Origin of the sequence: Methylocella tundrae (assembly GCF_038024855.1) — a bacterium.
Taxonomy (GTDB): Bacteria; Pseudomonadota; Alphaproteobacteria; order Rhizobiales; family Beijerinckiaceae; genus Methylocapsa; species Methylocapsa tundrae.
Genome location: NZ_CP139089.1, coordinates 1,449,507 through 1,463,694 on the forward strand (window position 1 = coordinate 1,449,507; position 14,188 = coordinate 1,463,694).

Below are 14,188 nucleotides of genomic sequence, written 5' to 3' on the forward strand. Positions count from 1 at the left end.
TTTTTGCTAAATTGTATTGGAGTATGTCACGGCATATCGGGAGTTTTTCTTGCTGTTAGAGTCCCATGAAATGCCTCATGATGTTTGGCGCCGTGGTTGTCGTCGACCGGCCGGGACGGAGTGAAAGATGTCGAATTTTCTTCGAGCGCGCGCCTCTTTGCGGACCCGGCTCATTCTGATTCCGTCAGTCCTTCTGGGATTTGGCATCGTCATCGCCATTTTTGTCACGCTCTCCAACGCAAAGGGCCGCATCGATTCTGAAGTCGCGTCCGGCGTCAGTCTCGGCAGCGTTCTCATCGAATATGCGCTGGATAACGTCGGCGCCTCCTCCGATCCCGAGGCCTCGCTGAAGCAGTTGCAGCTCGAACGGTCGCGGGTCAGACACATCTCGGTCAGCTATATCGCCGACCCTGAAGATCGGCGCGACGCGCCGCCGCGACGCGCGACTCCTTCGCTGGCCCCGGATTGGTTCTTGAATCTATTCCAAGCCGCAAAGCCGCTTAAATCTTATCCTGTCGTCATCAATGGCCGGACGCGCGGCGAGCTCGTCATGTCGACGAGGCCATCCGATGAAGCAGCCGAGATCTGGGGAAGCCTCATCTTCCTGACCGGACTGCTCGGCGCGATTTCAATATCGATCGTGATATTGATCGCATTGACGGCGCGGCAGACCCTCAAGCCCCTGAATGAGTTGATGGACGGCTTGAGCCGTTTGCAACGCGGGCAATTCGACGATCTCGATGAGATTCGCATCGCCGAACTGCGCGAGATCGGCGAGCAGTTCAACAGGCTGGCGCGCGGCCTCGCCCGCACCGAGGCCGACAATCATCTTTTGATCGATCGATTGATGTCCATTCAGGAATCCGAGCGCAAGGAGCTAGCGCGCGAACTGCACGACGAGTTCGGCGCCTCTCTATTCGGCATCAGGGTCGCCGCCGCCTGCATCATCGAGGATGCAACCTCGGATTCCAGCGAGGAGCGGATGCAGGAAATCGTCACGCGGGCGGCCTCTATTTCGTCGCTTGTCGATACGATCCAGAAACAGAATTATCGAATTCTTGAGCGCATTCGCCCGCTGACGCTGCATCAGATCGGGCTCGTCGACGCGATCGGCGACCTCGTCAACCAGTGGCGCGCGGCCCATCGCGATGTCGCCTGCGACGTTGATCTTCCTCTGGAGAGCCCGCTCCTCAACGAAGACGTGAGCCTCGCGGCCTATCGCATGGTGCAGGAGTGCCTGACAAATGTCGCGCGTCACGCGAAGGCGCGCTCCGTTCGCATCGCCATGCGATGGCTTCACCTGAGAGACGGACGTCCGGCCGGGGCTGACGGGCAGATCAGCATGCATGTTTCAATCGAGGACGATGGCGTCGGCTTGCCGCCGAATTTGCGATTTGGCTTCGGTCTGCTCGGAATGAGCGAACGGATCCGCAAGACTGGCGGACGCCTGAACGTCCGCGGCGGATCGCGCGCGGGGGCCCTCGTCGAGGCCATCATACCTTTAACCGCATCTGCCTAGACGCCAAATTAGCGGCGAAGATTTGCAATCGCGAGGATCAGGAAATATGAGCGACAAGGTCAAGGTGCTGGTGATCGAAGACCACCCGATCGTGTCGGACGGTTGTCAGCGCATTCTCGGTCGCCGTGCCGACATATCGGTCAGGGAAGCCTCATCCGCGACGGCAGGCCTCGCGCTAAACCGCGCCTTCGCTCCCGATATCATCCTCCTCGACGTGGGCCTCCCCGACGCCAGCGGCTTCGACATCATCCAACAGCTGATGGACGACAATCCGCCGACGAGGGTCATCATATTCAGCATGTATGAGGCGCCGAACTTTGTAACGCTCGCGCTGGAAAGAGGCGCGAGGGGCTATATCACCAAGAATGACGATCCGAACACGATCCTCCAGGCGATCGACAGGGTGCGCGCCGGATCAGTCTATCTCGGTCAAGCTGTTGCGCAGACGCTGGCAATGATCAACGTGACGCCGGTCAACGACCCTCTGCGCTGTTTGAGTGACAGGGAACAGCAGATCGTCAAACTTCTCGGCGACGGCAAAAGCCTGACCGAGATCTCCACTCGGCTTCCGCTCGGCTACAAGACTGTCGCCAATACCGTCACAGTCATCAAGCAGAAGCTCGGACTGGCGACGACCCCGGCTTTGATCAAATTCGCCGTGGAGCTGAGATCAAGCACTGCGATCGTCAAGACGGCGACGTGAACTGCGCACTGGCGCAGCCGATTATCCGATCGTCACAATATGGTATTAGCGATCTGGCGTCTTGCAGCGCGACGGAGCTGGGTCAAGGAGCAGCTGTTCGATGTCGGTTTTTCCAAAATTCGCTGCGGCGTTGCGCGGACCCAGGCCGCAACCACTCCCGGAAGGGTTTTTCCCGACCAGCCAATTCCTCCCTGACAACATTGTCAAGCTCACGCCGCCGCGGCGACCGGCTTTTCTCCGCTACGAAGGGCACGCGCAATCGCGCCTATCTACGTCCCATCCATCATTGTCTCAACAGGTGTGAGCTGGCGAGAAGAGCAGTTTCGGCTGCTTTCGGGCTCCTACGCGGCACTTGGAACCGCGGCACTCGCGTCTGAAACACATCCGCAAGCCCGCTGCCATATCCGGCCCCACGCTTTCTCGTGCTTACAGGAAGCTTACATTGTCGATTGAAGGCAGCAATGTAAGCAAAATGGCCCCGAAGGGCCGCTTTTTATCTACTTGAAATCTCTAAGAGATTTCGGAGCGGGCGAAGGGATTCGAACCCTCGACCCCAACCTTGGCAAGGAGGCGAACTTGCATCCGCCGTTCCTTGAGCGCCCGGTCAACCGCAGGCATCCATCCGATTCCTACGCCAGTACACCCCACAGCCCTACGCACTCAACTCAGGTCTTCCAGGGCCAGCGACTATCGGTTTCCATCGGCATCAGACGCCAATCAAGGAGACACCGTCATGGCCGCGATGCCCGAGCAATCCATCAAACGGACCATCCGCCGCGGCGAGCTACGCCAGATCGTGCCGCTTGCCGACTCGACTATTTACGAGATGGAGCAGCGCGGCGAATTCCCCCGCCGCTTTGCCCTTACGACCCGATGCGTGGTCTGGGATCTAAGCGAAGTGGAAGCCTGGCGTTCCGAGCGACGTCCTGCGCCGCCTGCCGAGTACAGCGTGGACCTCTGTGTCGGGACCGATCAACCGATCGCGGCGAACGGCGAAGAGATCAAAGAAGGCGAGATCCCCGGCGGACGTTGTGCGGTGCTGCGCGTCGTCGGCTACACCGACAATCTGGAGCCCGCCGCACTCTATCTCTATCGCGACTGGCTGCCGGCCAGCGGCGAGGAAGCACGCGACTTCCCGATCTATTGCCAGCGGCTGAGCTTCTTCCCGGAGGTGCCGGAGCATGAGGCGGTCGCGGAACTGTTTTTGCCGTTGAAATAGCGCTCTCTGACGGCGGCCTGTCCCTTCCGATCGCCAGACGCGGACAGGCCGTTGCCCACCAGACCCGGCCGTTTGTAGAATGGCAGATAGCGCCGATAGATTGAGTCAATTTGTGCCGGAACCCATACCGTGTGGCTTTAGGGGGCTATAGCGTAGACGTAGTTCTCATCTGGTTCTGGCGCGGCCCGCCATCTTGGCCAAAACGGCCGATCAAGCGAACGGCTTACCGCCGATTGCTGCCGTTTCTCCTCTTAGGTCTGGTTTCTGACCGCGGCTTAGGCGGCATGGTGCTGATGGAATGGCGGCGGGATCAGTGAGTCTCGACTCACTGCTGCGTTTCCCGTTCTTTTCGAAGGATCGCGTACTGCATCGTATTCTCGAAGATCGGCTCCCCGTTGTCGTCAGCTTCGAACGACACGAACTCCATGAACAGCCCTTCCTTCCGCATCCCCAATCTTTCACACAGACGCTGCGACGCGATGTTATGATCCTCTGCGTAGGCATAGAGGCGACGAGCGTGTTTGACTGTGAACAGATAGGCAAATAGCGCTCGGGCGGCTTCGAAAGCAAACCCGGCTCCACTGAAATCCGCATTGAAATTCCACCCGACCGAAAACGTGTCCTCTTCGGGCACGACGAACAGGTCACCGATGAGCTTGCCTGAATTTCTCAAGCAGACGGCGATGTACTCATCGCTTCGGCTTCGTTCTTCCGCCTCTGCTTCCGCAGCGCCCATGTCCTCGAGCTTCATAGAAAGAAAACAACTCGCCCTGGGTTCATTCAAGTAGGCGAAAAGATCGGCGGCATCCCCCGTCCGAAAATTCCTCAGTACAAGCCGCTCCGTTTCAATAGCGTCCATGCAGCCTCTCTCGTGATCCACAATCCCGCCTGAAGAATTCGATCGGCGTCGGCGCTTCTCTGCTCCGCAAAAACCCAATCGCCGCCGACTGCCGCCGATGGCCGCATCACCACCAGGTGGCGTACACACCCTGCCGATCACCGCCGCTTATACACCATAGCCCGACGTCTCGGCGCCTGCGATGCCGGCCCTGCCAAGCGCTTGTCAAATTGCTGGAACACCAGACAACCACTCGCGGCGCAGGATCGCGTATTGCATGGTGTTTTCGTAGATCGGAATACCCGCATCGTCCTTGGTGAACGACACGTACTCAACGAACACGCCTTCCCGGCGCATGCCGAGCTTTTCGCAGAGGCGCTGCGAGGGCTTGTTGTGGTCCTCGACATAGGCATAAATCCGGCGAAAGCCGTTTGCCCGGAAAAGATGGTCGAACAGCGCCCTGGCGGCTTCGAACGCATATCCCTGGCCACCGAATTGCGGGTTGAGGTGCCAGCCGACCGAGGCAGTTCCGTCTTCCTCATCATCTCCGCCGCCGCCGAACAGATCGCCGATGAGCTGACCGGTTTGTTTCAGGCATATCGCTACGCTGCCCTCGTCGATGGCGCGTTTCCTGACCTCGATCTCCGCCTCGGCCAGGTCCGCGAGCTTGAGCGAGAGGAAGCACGGGGCGGTGGGCGCACGCAGATACGCGAAGAGGTCCGCTGCATCGCCCTCCCGGAAGGGCCTGAGGATCAGGCGCTCGGTTTCAATGATCTGCATGTCCGGACCTCTTCAAAAGGCGGTCAATGATGCGCACGGGAAAGTCTGCGATACCCGGCCAGGGTGAAGAACACCACGACCGCCAGCGCCGCGATCACCGCGGCAGCCGTCGTCAGCAGGACCGCGTGGGTTTGGGTAAAGGCGGCCTTGCCTGCCTCGATCAATGCCGCCCCCTGCTCACCCGGAAGCTCGCTGGCGACGATGTAGGCATCGCCGATCGTGCGCGAAGCCTGTTCGGCCAAAGCCCGCGACAGGCTGGAGGGCAGTTCGATGGCGCGGCTGAACGCGCTCGACATGAAGACGCCGAACAGGGTGATCCCGAGGCCGGTGCCCAGCTCATAACCCGTCGCCTCCAGCGAGCCCGCCGCGCCACCCTTGCTCGCATCGACGGACCCCATGATGGCGATCGACGAGGCCGTTAGTCCGATGCTGAGCGTAAGCCCGAGAATGGCAAGCGCGAACGGAACAAGGAAGCCCGGATCGTGGAAGTCGCTTTGCGCGAGAAACACCAGCGCACCCGCCGAAATCACAAGCGAAAGTGTGGCGACCAGCCGCAATCCGAACCGGTTGGACAGATAGCCCGCGACCGGGCCGCCCACGGCTGCCGCCGCCATGATGGGGATCATGAAGATGCCGGCCCGGAGCGGCGTCTTGCCCAGCACATATTGCAGTTCCTGCGCCAGCGTCAGCTCGACGCCGGCCAGCGCGCCCGATGCGACGACGGCCATGATCAGGCCGGCGACGATCGCGGGATGAGACAGGAGCGACAGGTCCAGCATCGGCTCGGACGAACGGAGCTGCTTGCGTACGAACAGTGTCAGAGCCGCAATGCCGACGCCAATGACGAGGACGATGATCGGTAGAGGCTGCTTGCCGCCGAACCCGGCCTTGATGCCATAGACGAGTGATATCATGCCGACGATCAGCAGCAGCGCCTGGCCGATCGCCCACTTTCCGGGCGTCGTCTTTTCGACGCGCGGGAGCAGGACATAGCAGGCCGGCGCGACCACCAGCATGACCGGCACATTGATCAGGAATACCGAGCCCCACCAGAAGTGCTCCAGAAGAGCGCCGCCGACGAGCGGCCCGACCGCGGCGCCGGCGGCTCCGACCATGCCCCAAAGGCCGAGAGCCATGGCGCGCTCGCCGTCGTCTTCGAAGGTCTTGCGGATTAGGCCCAGCACGCACGGCATGATCATCGATCCGCCCAGAGCCAGAAGCACGCGCGCGGCAATCAGCATGGCGGGGCTTTGGGCAAAGGCGGCCCATGCCGAGGCGACTGCGAAGGTGACAAGGCCGATGAGCAGGATTTTACGGTTGCCGACCCGGTCTGCGAGTGTGCCCATCGGGACCAGAAGCCCTGCCATCAGTAGCGGGTAGATGTCGATAATCCACAGCACTTCGGTGCCCGACGCATTCAGCGATTGCGTTAACGTCGGGATGACGACATGCAGGATCGTCATGTCGAGGACCACCGGGAGGAAGGCCAGCATGACGGCGACGAGGACAAGCCAGCGGTTGGCCGGGAGAGAAGCGGACGACATCATTCACCATTCCCCTGCACAAGGATTGCGTTTGCTGATATAAATACATACGTATGGATTTCAATAGCCGTCGGCGGTGAAGGAGCGACGATTTGGGCAGAAAGCCGACGATCACGCGTGAGGGGTTGCTCGAAATCGCGGACGGGATCGTTCGCAGTGAAGGCGCAGCCGGCCTTACAATCGATGCCTTGGCCAGGGCAGCCGGCATCTCGAAGGGTGGCGTCCAGTACTCATTCTCATCGAAAGACGATCTGGTTCGCGCGCTGATCGAGAGATGGACGCATCAGTTCGACGAATTGCTCGGTGGAATGGACGGCGTTCCGCCGGCCGATCTCGTCCGAAACTACATCAAGGTCATGCGCAGCTCGCAGGCGGCCATGAACGCCAAAATGGCCGGGCTGATGATTGCCTACATCCAGAACCCGCAAAACGTCATTGAAACCCGCCAGTGGTACCGATCCATGTTCGAGCGCCTGAGCGGCGGAGCGAGCGATGCGCAGGCGGCTAGGGTCGCGCTGCTGGCAGTCGAGGGCCTCTTCCTGCTGCGCATGACCGGCATAGATGAAGACTGCGAATGGAGCGCCTTTCTGGACGACGTGGAGAGCGTCTTTGAGCGCCTGCTGGAGAGAAGATAAGCCGGCATCAGACACAGTCTGGAGCGAAGACGAAGACGGTCGTCCCCCGCGGCCGTGGCGGGAACGGACCTGTTCCCTCCGCGAAGGGGCTTGACCTCATTTCATAACGTGTATTATAAAATGAACGTTGTGAAATGGAGGCCCCGGAAATGGCCCGGCCACGCACCTTCGACGAAGACCGTCTCTTGACCGGGGCGATGCACGTGTTCCGCCATCGCGGCTTCGCAGCAAGTTCCGTGCGCGATCTGGAGGAGGCGACCGGCCTGACCTCCGGAAGCCTCTACAACAGCTACCGCGACAAGCGGGGCCTCTTCGAGGCCGCATCCGCCCATTACAACCGGACGGTCCTCGCCCGCCGTATTGAGGATCATGCGCCCGAGGGCGCGGGCATCGCGGGCCTTCGGCGGCTGTTCCTGTCCCTCCTGCGTGAGCCGGACGGAGGCTCGTCCGGCTGCCTGATCACCAACAGCGCGGTCGAATTCGGCCGCAAGGATCAGCCTGGTTTCGTAACCGAGGGATTCGCCGTCCTCCGCGATTGTTTCGCCGATCGTCTCGGCGGCAACGACACTGAGGCCGTCGCCTTGCTCGCGCTCTATCAGGGCATCCTCGTTCTGATCCGGGCCGGCTACGACAAGGCCACGCTCGAAGCGATGATCACGCAGCATTTCGAGACATTGGAGAAGCACCATGGATGCTGAAGAGCTCTGGTCCCGCTATGCCGCGATCTGGTCGTCCGACCCGGCGCGGCGGGACAGCGAGTTGAAGGAATGCCTCGCCGACGACGCCAGCTACTGCGATCCGAACGGTCCGCTGAGGGGCCGGGCCGCGCTGTCCGACTACATGACCGGCTTCCAGCAGAGCGTGCCGGGCGGCCGTTTCCGGATCACCCAGGTGATCGCGCACAACGGCCGGTCTCTCGCCCGATGGGCGCTCCAGAATGTGGATGGCGCCGTGCTGCAACTCGGTGCGAGCTTTGCCCATCACGATGCCGAGGGGCGCCTGAAGGAGATCAGCGGGTTCTTCCCGCTGACGTCGTCAGCCCCCATGGCGTGAGCCTTGACATGACGTCGCAGCGGGCGCTTGCAGAGGAGTACGCCGCCAGGATCGAAGGGCTCGGCCCGATTTCCGTGCACCGGTATTTCGGGGGCGCGAGCCTGCGGGCCTATGGGGTTCAGTTCGGCTTCGTCATGAAGGGCGTCCTCTATCTCAAGGCCGACGAGGTCAATCGCGGCGCCTTCGAACGACATGGCTGCGCGCCGTTCACCTACGCCGGCGCCTCCGGGCAGGTGACGGTCGCGGCCTATTACGAGGCGCCAGGCGAGATCCTCGACGACCCCGAAGGCTTGTCCGGCTGGGCAGCGGATGCGCTCAGGGCCGCCCGCTCGGTTCATCGCCGATGATCCGCATGGCCAAACGTGGAGCCACCTCAAGACAGTCTGGCAAGTCAGTGCAGGTCGCAGCGGTTCGTGCGTGACGTCGGACTTGAGTGTAATTTCATCCGGGTAATATTGACGACAATTTTGATCCGGGTAATAATGTGCCGTTGTCTTTCCGGTGCGCGCTCAATGTCAGACCTGCTGTCAAAACCCTGTACGGCCTTCGAAGGCCACCGATTGCTGCTCGCCGGCCCGCTGGTCGAGGTCGCTCTCGCCGTCAAGACCGCGACCGAAGGCGGATCGCCGAACGCGATCCTCGTCTTCGATGACACGACGGGCCACGTCGTCGATCTCGACCTGAGGGGCAGCACGGCCGAGATTATCGAACGACTGTCTCGGCCGCCTCAGACGTTCGTCGGACGCCATCGACCTCCGGCAACCGAGCCGGCCGAGCCTGCGAAGGACGAGGGCACCGAAGCGCGCGGCCGGGGGCGGCCTAAATTGGGGGTCGTCTCCCGCGAGGTGACCCTGCTGCCGAAGCAGTGGGACTGGCTTGCCACCCAGCCGGGCGGCGCCTCCGCCGTCTTGAGACGGCTGGTGGACGACGCCCGGCGCAACGGCGGGGAGCGGCAGGCACGACGGGCGGCGCAGGAGGCCGCCTATCACTTCATGCAGGCGATTGCGGGCGACCTGCCCGGCTATGAAGAAGCGACACGCGCGCTCTTCGCCAACGATCGCTTGAGACTGGAACACCGCATCGCCGACTGGCCGCACGACATCCGCGCGCACGCCCTGCGGCTGGCGTTCGGCGCGCCGGATGCCCCGACCTCGGAGAGCGACCGAAAGGAAACGCCATGACCGCGCCCGCCGGCATCGGGCACCTCGAACCGACGCAGAGCGCCGGCCGGCTCTTCGTGCAGCGCGGCCTCGAAGGTCCCGTCGTCATGCTGAACCTGCTGCGGTTTCGGGAGGTCGCCGATTACACAGCCCATCCGGACCTCGCGCCTGCCGCGCCGATCAGCGGCGCCGAAGCCTTCGATCGGTATTTCAGGCACACGCTGCCCTTCTTGCGCGTGAGCGGCGGCGACGTCGTGTTTCTCGGCGCCGGCGGGCCGTTCCTGATCGGCCCGGAGGGCGAGAGATGGGACAGGGCGATGCTGGTCCGCCAGACGAGCGTCGCCGCCTTCCTCGCCTTCGCGAGCCATGACGCCTATCTGGCGGGCCTCGGCCATCGCGCCGCGGCCTTACAGGACTCACGCCTGCTTCCCCTCGCCGAATTGCCGTTCCCGACCTGATCCGGAGAAAGCGCGACCATGAACATCGTGAAAGCCAACGGCATCGATCTGGCCTGGGATCATTTCGGCCGCGAGGCCGATGCGACGATCCTGCTGATCGCCGGGTTGGGCGTTCAGATGATCCGTTGGGCCGTCCCGTTCTGTGAGGAACTGGCGGCATGCGGCTATCGTGTAATCCGCTTCGATAACCGCGACGCCGGATGCTCGACGCATTTTGGCCACTGCCCCCCACCAGACTTCAGCGCGTTGGCCGCCGCGCTCATGGCCGGGCGGCGGCCGGAGGTTCCCTATACCCTTCACGACATGGCTGCCGACGCGATCGGCCTGCTGGATGCCCTCGCCATTGATCGGGCGCATGTTGTCGGCCTGTCGATGGGCGGCATGATCGCGCAGATCATGGCGAGCGAGCATCCCAAACGGGTCCTGTCCCTCACCTCGATCATGTCTGGCACCGGCAATCCCGCCCTTCCGCAAGCCGAGCCGGACGTCATGGCCATGATGATGCACCCCGCGCCCGATCCGGTCTCGGACGAGGCCGGATTTCTGGCGCACAGCCTCGCCTTCGCGCGCCGCATCGCCGGCCCAGGCCATCCGGTCGACGAGGCGGCGCATCGTGTCCTTGTTCTGGAGGAGGTCAGGCGCGCCTATGATCCGGGCGGTACCGGACGGCAGATCGCCGCCATGGCCGTGGCCGGCGATCGTCGCGCGCGACTCGCCACCATCGGCGTGCCGACGCTCGTCATCCATGGAGCCGACGATCCGCTGATCCCTCCGGCCTGCGGTGCGGATACTGCGACCTCGATCCCGGGCGCCGAACTCATGCTGATCGACGGCATGGGACACCACCTGCCGGCCGCGCTGCATCGCACGGTCGCGGATGCCATCGACCGTGTGGCGAGAAGGGCACCGCCGAACATCTGGTAACGCACATGGCTCGTGATCGCCGAACACCGCCGCGCCGCTCTATTCCGATCGCGTTTTCATCGGCCGCTGTCCACTGACATATGCGGCGCATGCATCCGGTCACGACACACTTTCAATCCCCATAAACGGCATCGATGCCGGCAAGAGCATCGGCGCACGCTTTTGGCTGTTCACCCAGGCATCGACCATGTCGGCCCATTCCTGGAGCATGTGCCGGCGTTGCGGATCGTATTCGGCCTTGTTGTAGACGCCGCGTGACGAGCGCCCGTCCTCATGGGCGAGGCACTTCTCGATCCAGTCGCTGTTGAAGCCCATCTCGTTCAAGAGCGTCGAGCCGGTCCGGCGCAGATCGTGGACCGTGAACGGCTCCAGCGGCAGCCCCTCCTTCTTCGCCCGCACCACGACGGCCGTGGTCACGCGATTGAAGGTCGCGCGCGACATGGGCGCATCGGCGTCGTAGCGGGAAGGCAGCAGATAGCGTGAGTTGCCGGCGCAGGTCTTCAGGGCAATCAGGATGTCGAGCGACTGTTGCGACAGATAGACGTTGTGCGCCTTCGACCGCTTCATGCGCTCCTTCGGAATGGTCCAGACGGCGTTCTCGAAATCGACCTCGTCCCAGACGGCATCGGTCAGTTCGCTCTTGCGCACCATGGTGAGCAGGATCAGGCGCAGGCCTAGGCGGATGGTCGGCAGGGTCGGCACGTGCTCGACCTGCTGCAGCATGATCTTGATTTCGGCTGGCGACAGCGCCCGATCCTTCGGCTGGAAGGTCGCGATCGAGGCTGGCCCGACCTCGTCGGCCGGGTTCGGCACCTTCTCGCCGTGCAGGATCGCGAAGGCGAAGATCTGTTTGACGATGTCGCGGGCGTGGATAGCGGTCGCCGGCGCGCCGCGCTCTTTCACCTTGGCGCAGAGCTGGCGCAGATCATCCGGCGTCACCTCGGTCAGAAGGCGGTTCTTCCAGGCAGGGAGAATATCGCGATCGAGGATGGCCTTGCGCATCGAGCGGGTGCTTTCCGCCATGCGCGCTTCCTTGATCCATAAGGCGCTCACCGCGCCGAAGCTGCGCTCCATGGCCTTGCGCCGCTTGTCGCGCTGTTTCTCGTGCGCGGGGGAAAGTCCCTCCGCCACCAGCTTGCGGGCGGCGATGCAGCGCTCGCGCGCGTCGGCGAGCGTGACGCCGTCGGCGCCATAGCGCCCGATCGTCAGCGTCTCACGGCGGCCGTTCAGACGGTAGTCGTACCGGAAGGTGATTTGGCCTGTCGTGGCGACGGAAACATACATACCGTCACGATCGGCCACCTTGTATAATTTATCCTTTGGTTTCAGCCTCTTGATGGCCATGTCAGTGAGCATGAGAACGGCCTCGTTGACGATCGAAACGCCTTTTTCGAGGTCAATTTTACCGTCAAATTCGATACCGTCAATCGATGAGAATAATCATTACATATCAGTCAATTAGCCTGCTTTTTAACGGGGCGCTTCGGTTTTTGGCCTGACGGTAGGGCAAAAATCCGGCTGACAGCTAAGAACGCCTACCGTCGCGCACACCGTCAGAGCCCATCGCTTAACGGCGATAGACTCCGATAGTGAATGCTTGACTTTTTATTTGATTTCAGCTAGTTATGGCGATGTGGTGATAGTTCGCGAAACGCTGCGAACCACATCATTTCATTCCCACTCGATTGTGCCGGGGGGCTTTGAGGTCACGTCATATACGACGCGGTTGACGCCTTTGACTTCGTTGATAATGCGCGTCGCCGCGCGGCCGAGAAACCCCATGCCGAAGGGATAGAAATCCGCCGTCATGCCGTCGACCGAGGTGACGGCGCGAAGCGCGCAGACGAACTCGTAAGTGCGCCCATCGCCCATCACGCCGACGGTTTGCACTGGCAGCAGCACGGCAAAAGCCTGCCAGATTTCGTCATAGAGCCCCGCCTTGCGGATCTCGTCGAGATAGATGGCGTCAGCCTGACGCAAAATCTCGAGCTTTTCCGGCGTGATCCCGCCGGGACAGCGGATCGCGAGCCCAGGCCCCGGAAACGGATGCCTGCCGACGAAGGCTTCGGGCAGGCCGAGCTCGCGTCCGAGCTCGCGCACTTCGTCCTTGAACAATTCCCGCAGCGGCTCGACGAGCTTCATGTTCATGCGCTCAGGCAGGCCGCCGACATTATGGTGAGACTTGATCGTCACCGAGGGGCCGCCGCTGAACGACACGCTCTCGATCACATCCGGATAGAGCGTGCCTTGCGCCAGAAACTCCGGCGCGCCGCGCCCGTCGGCGGCGATCTTCTTCGCCTCGGCCTCGAAGGCCGAGATGAAAAGGCGCCCGATGATCTTGCGCTTTTCTTCCGGGTCGCGAATGCCGGTCAGCGCGCCGAGAAAGAGGTCCTGCGCTTCGACATGGACGAGCGGAATATTGTAATGGCCGCGAAAGAGGCTGACGACCTCTTCGGCCTCGCCCTGCCGCAACAGGCCATGATCGACGAAGACGCAGGTCAAGCGCTCGCCGATCGCCTCATGGATGAGCACCGCGGCGACCGCCGAATCGACGCCGCCGGAGAGACCGCAGAGCACGCGGCCGGAGCCGACCTGCGCACGGACCGAGGCGATCGCTTCCTGCCGGAACGCGCCCATCGTCCAATCGGCCTTGAGACCTGCAACCTTATGCACGAAATTGGAAATCAGCTTCGCCCCATCCGGGGTGTGCACGACTTCGAGGTGGAATTGCACGCCGTATAATTTGCGATCCTCGTCGGCGATCGCCGCCAGCGGCGCGCTCGGCGATGTCGCGATGGGCGCAAATCCCGCCGGCAATTCGCTCACCGCATCGCCGTGGCTCATCCACACAGGATAGCTCTTGCCCTCCTGCCAGACGCCATCAAAGAGCGCGCTTGGGCGCAGCACTTCGACCTCCGCGCGGCCAAATTCGCGGCTGTGGCTGTGCCCCGCGACGACCTTGCCGCCAAGCTGCTGCGCCATGACCTGCTCGCCATAGCAGATGCCGAGGACCGGCACGCCGGCGTCAAAAAGAGAATTTGGCGCACGCGGCGAGTTATCCTCCAGGACGGAGCTTGGGCCGCCGGACAGGATCACGGCTTTCGGCGCGAGCTCCGCGAATGCCTTCTCCGCCGATTGGAAGGGCGCGATCTCGCAATAGACGCCCGCCTCGCGCACGCGGCGCGCGATGAGCTGCGTAACCTGCGAGCCGAAATCGACGATCAGCACTTTGTCGTGGTGGCGAACAATCGTTTCGTGGAGCTTATCCTGCGCCATACAGCGTCCTCTTGCGGCAAAAAATTCGATTAGGCGATCGAGGCCCAGGGCGCAAGCCGCGCCTCACATGTAATGACAA

Annotated in this window: 15 protein-coding genes; 10 read left to right on the forward strand and 5 right to left on the reverse strand. The window is 62.3% G+C overall.

Features of this window, described 5'->3' with window-relative positions; genetic code table 11:
* The first annotated feature begins 127 nt into the window (after window positions 1-127).
* The 3 genes from SIN04_RS09245 (at window position 128) to SIN04_RS09260 (ending at window position 3,441) form a co-directional block, all read left to right on the forward strand.
* A complete protein-coding gene (locus SIN04_RS09245) occupies window positions 128-1,519 on the forward strand; it encodes a histidine kinase (protein ID WP_134488531.1) in 1,392 nt (463 codons plus the stop codon).
* A gap of 46 nt (window positions 1,520-1,565) precedes the next feature.
* Window positions 1,566-2,222, forward strand: coding sequence for a response regulator transcription factor (locus tag SIN04_RS09250; protein ID WP_134488533.1), 657 nt, complete (start codon window positions 1,566-1,568; stop codon window positions 2,220-2,222).
* 742 nt (window positions 2,223-2,964) lie between these two features.
* Window positions 2,965-3,441 (forward strand): GyrI-like domain-containing protein, encoded by a 477-nt coding sequence (locus tag SIN04_RS09260; RefSeq protein ID WP_423136024.1) that lies wholly within the window; start codon window positions 2,965-2,967, stop codon window positions 3,439-3,441.
* Window positions 3,442-3,766: 325 nt separating this feature from the next.
* Here the strand turns inward: SIN04_RS09260 and SIN04_RS09265 are convergent, their stop codons facing one another.
* The 3 genes from SIN04_RS09265 to SIN04_RS09275 all read right to left on the reverse strand — a co-directional run bounded on the left by SIN04_RS09265 (window position 3,767) and on the right by SIN04_RS09275 (window position 6,606).
* Window positions 3,767-4,300, reverse strand: coding sequence for a GNAT family N-acetyltransferase (locus SIN04_RS09265; RefSeq protein ID WP_134488537.1), 534 nt, complete (start codon window positions 4,298-4,300; stop codon window positions 3,767-3,769).
* Window positions 4,301-4,504: 204 nt separating this feature from the next.
* Window positions 4,505-5,059 carry a GNAT family protein gene (locus SIN04_RS09270; protein WP_341264391.1) on the reverse strand — a complete coding sequence of 185 codons (555 nt, stop codon included), beginning with the start codon at window positions 5,057-5,059 and terminating at the stop codon, window positions 4,505-4,507.
* Between the two features lie 23 nt (window positions 5,060-5,082).
* Window positions 5,083-6,606 (reverse strand): MFS transporter, encoded by a 1,524-nt coding sequence (locus tag SIN04_RS09275; protein WP_244605743.1) that lies wholly within the window; start codon window positions 6,604-6,606, stop codon window positions 5,083-5,085.
* A gap of 89 nt (window positions 6,607-6,695) precedes the next feature.
* Here SIN04_RS09275 and SIN04_RS09280 point away from each other — a divergent pair, with 89 nt between their 5' ends.
* The 7 genes from SIN04_RS09280 (at window position 6,696) to SIN04_RS09310 (ending at window position 10,833) form a co-directional block, all read left to right on the forward strand.
* Entirely contained in the window at window positions 6,696-7,238 is a 543-nt protein-coding gene (locus SIN04_RS09280; RefSeq protein ID WP_134488541.1) for a TetR/AcrR family transcriptional regulator, read from the forward strand.
* A 149-nt stretch (window positions 7,239-7,387) separates the two neighbouring features.
* A complete protein-coding gene (locus SIN04_RS09285) occupies window positions 7,388-7,936 on the forward strand; it encodes a TetR/AcrR family transcriptional regulator (RefSeq protein WP_134488543.1) in 549 nt (182 codons plus the stop codon).
* Complete coding sequence (locus tag SIN04_RS09290) at window positions 7,926-8,291, forward strand: nuclear transport factor 2 family protein (RefSeq protein WP_134488546.1); 366 nt, start codon at window positions 7,926-7,928, stop codon at window positions 8,289-8,291. Before SIN04_RS09285 ends, SIN04_RS09290 begins: the two co-directional genes overlap by 11 nt.
* A gap of 8 nt (window positions 8,292-8,299) precedes the next feature.
* Entirely contained in the window at window positions 8,300-8,638 is a 339-nt protein-coding gene (locus SIN04_RS09295) for a TfoX/Sxy family protein (RefSeq protein ID WP_134488548.1), read from the forward strand.
* Between the two features lie 165 nt (window positions 8,639-8,803).
* The gene (locus tag SIN04_RS09300; protein ID WP_134488550.1) at window positions 8,804-9,472 is read left to right on the forward strand and encodes a DUF2239 family protein; all 669 of its coding nucleotides are present in this window, start codon (window positions 8,804-8,806) and stop codon (window positions 9,470-9,472) included.
* The gene (locus tag SIN04_RS09305; RefSeq protein ID WP_134488552.1) at window positions 9,469-9,909 is read left to right on the forward strand and encodes a DUF1330 domain-containing protein; all 441 of its coding nucleotides are present in this window, start codon (window positions 9,469-9,471) and stop codon (window positions 9,907-9,909) included. The genes SIN04_RS09300 and SIN04_RS09305 overlap by 4 nt, the downstream gene beginning before the upstream one ends.
* 18 nt (window positions 9,910-9,927) lie before the next feature.
* Entirely contained in the window at window positions 9,928-10,833 is a 906-nt protein-coding gene (locus SIN04_RS09310) for an alpha/beta fold hydrolase (RefSeq protein ID WP_134488554.1), read from the forward strand.
* A gap of 99 nt (window positions 10,834-10,932) precedes the next feature.
* Here SIN04_RS09310 and SIN04_RS09315 read toward each other — a convergent pair whose 3' ends face one another.
* Together SIN04_RS09315 and guaA are read right to left on the reverse strand one after the other, a co-directional pair.
* Window positions 10,933-12,189: a tyrosine-type recombinase/integrase gene (locus tag SIN04_RS09315; RefSeq protein WP_134488556.1), complete on the reverse strand. Its 1,257-nt coding sequence runs from the start codon at window positions 12,187-12,189 to the stop codon at window positions 10,933-10,935.
* A gap of 315 nt (window positions 12,190-12,504) precedes the next feature.
* Window positions 12,505-14,109: a glutamine-hydrolyzing GMP synthase gene (guaA, locus tag SIN04_RS09320; protein ID WP_134488558.1), complete on the reverse strand. Its 1,605-nt coding sequence runs from the start codon at window positions 14,107-14,109 to the stop codon at window positions 12,505-12,507.
* Window positions 14,110-14,188 lie beyond the last annotated feature (79 nt).

Coding starts and splice junctions, on each gene's coding strand:
- SIN04_RS09245 (WP_134488531.1), top strand. CDS start 128: ATGTCGAATTTTCTTCGAGCGCGCGCCTCTTTGCGGACCCGGCTCATT.
- SIN04_RS09250 (WP_134488533.1), top strand. CDS start 1,566: ATGAGCGACAAGGTCAAGGTGCTGGTGATCGAAGACCACCCGATCGTG.
- SIN04_RS09260 (WP_423136024.1), top strand. CDS start 2,965: ATGCCCGAGCAATCCATCAAACGGACCATCCGCCGCGGCGAGCTACGC.
- SIN04_RS09265 (WP_134488537.1), bottom strand. CDS start 4,300: ATGGACGCTATTGAAACGGAGCGGCTTGTACTGAGGAATTTTCGGACG.
- SIN04_RS09270 (WP_341264391.1), bottom strand. CDS start 5,059: ATGCAGATCATTGAAACCGAGCGCCTGATCCTCAGGCCCTTCCGGGAG.
- SIN04_RS09275 (WP_244605743.1), bottom strand. CDS start 6,606: ATGATGTCGTCCGCTTCTCTCCCGGCCAACCGCTGGCTTGTCCTCGTC.
- SIN04_RS09285 (WP_134488543.1), top strand. CDS start 7,388: ATGGCCCGGCCACGCACCTTCGACGAAGACCGTCTCTTGACCGGGGCG.
- SIN04_RS09290 (WP_134488546.1), top strand. CDS start 7,926: ATGGATGCTGAAGAGCTCTGGTCCCGCTATGCCGCGATCTGGTCGTCC.
- SIN04_RS09295 (WP_134488548.1), top strand. CDS start 8,300: ATGACGTCGCAGCGGGCGCTTGCAGAGGAGTACGCCGCCAGGATCGAA.
- SIN04_RS09300 (WP_134488550.1), top strand. CDS start 8,804: ATGTCAGACCTGCTGTCAAAACCCTGTACGGCCTTCGAAGGCCACCGA.
- SIN04_RS09305 (WP_134488552.1), top strand. CDS start 9,469: ATGACCGCGCCCGCCGGCATCGGGCACCTCGAACCGACGCAGAGCGCC.
- SIN04_RS09310 (WP_134488554.1), top strand. CDS start 9,928: ATGAACATCGTGAAAGCCAACGGCATCGATCTGGCCTGGGATCATTTC.
- SIN04_RS09315 (WP_134488556.1), bottom strand. CDS start 12,189: ATGCTCACTGACATGGCCATCAAGAGGCTGAAACCAAAGGATAAATTA.
- guaA (WP_134488558.1), bottom strand. CDS start 14,109: ATGGCGCAGGATAAGCTCCACGAAACGATTGTTCGCCACCACGACAAA.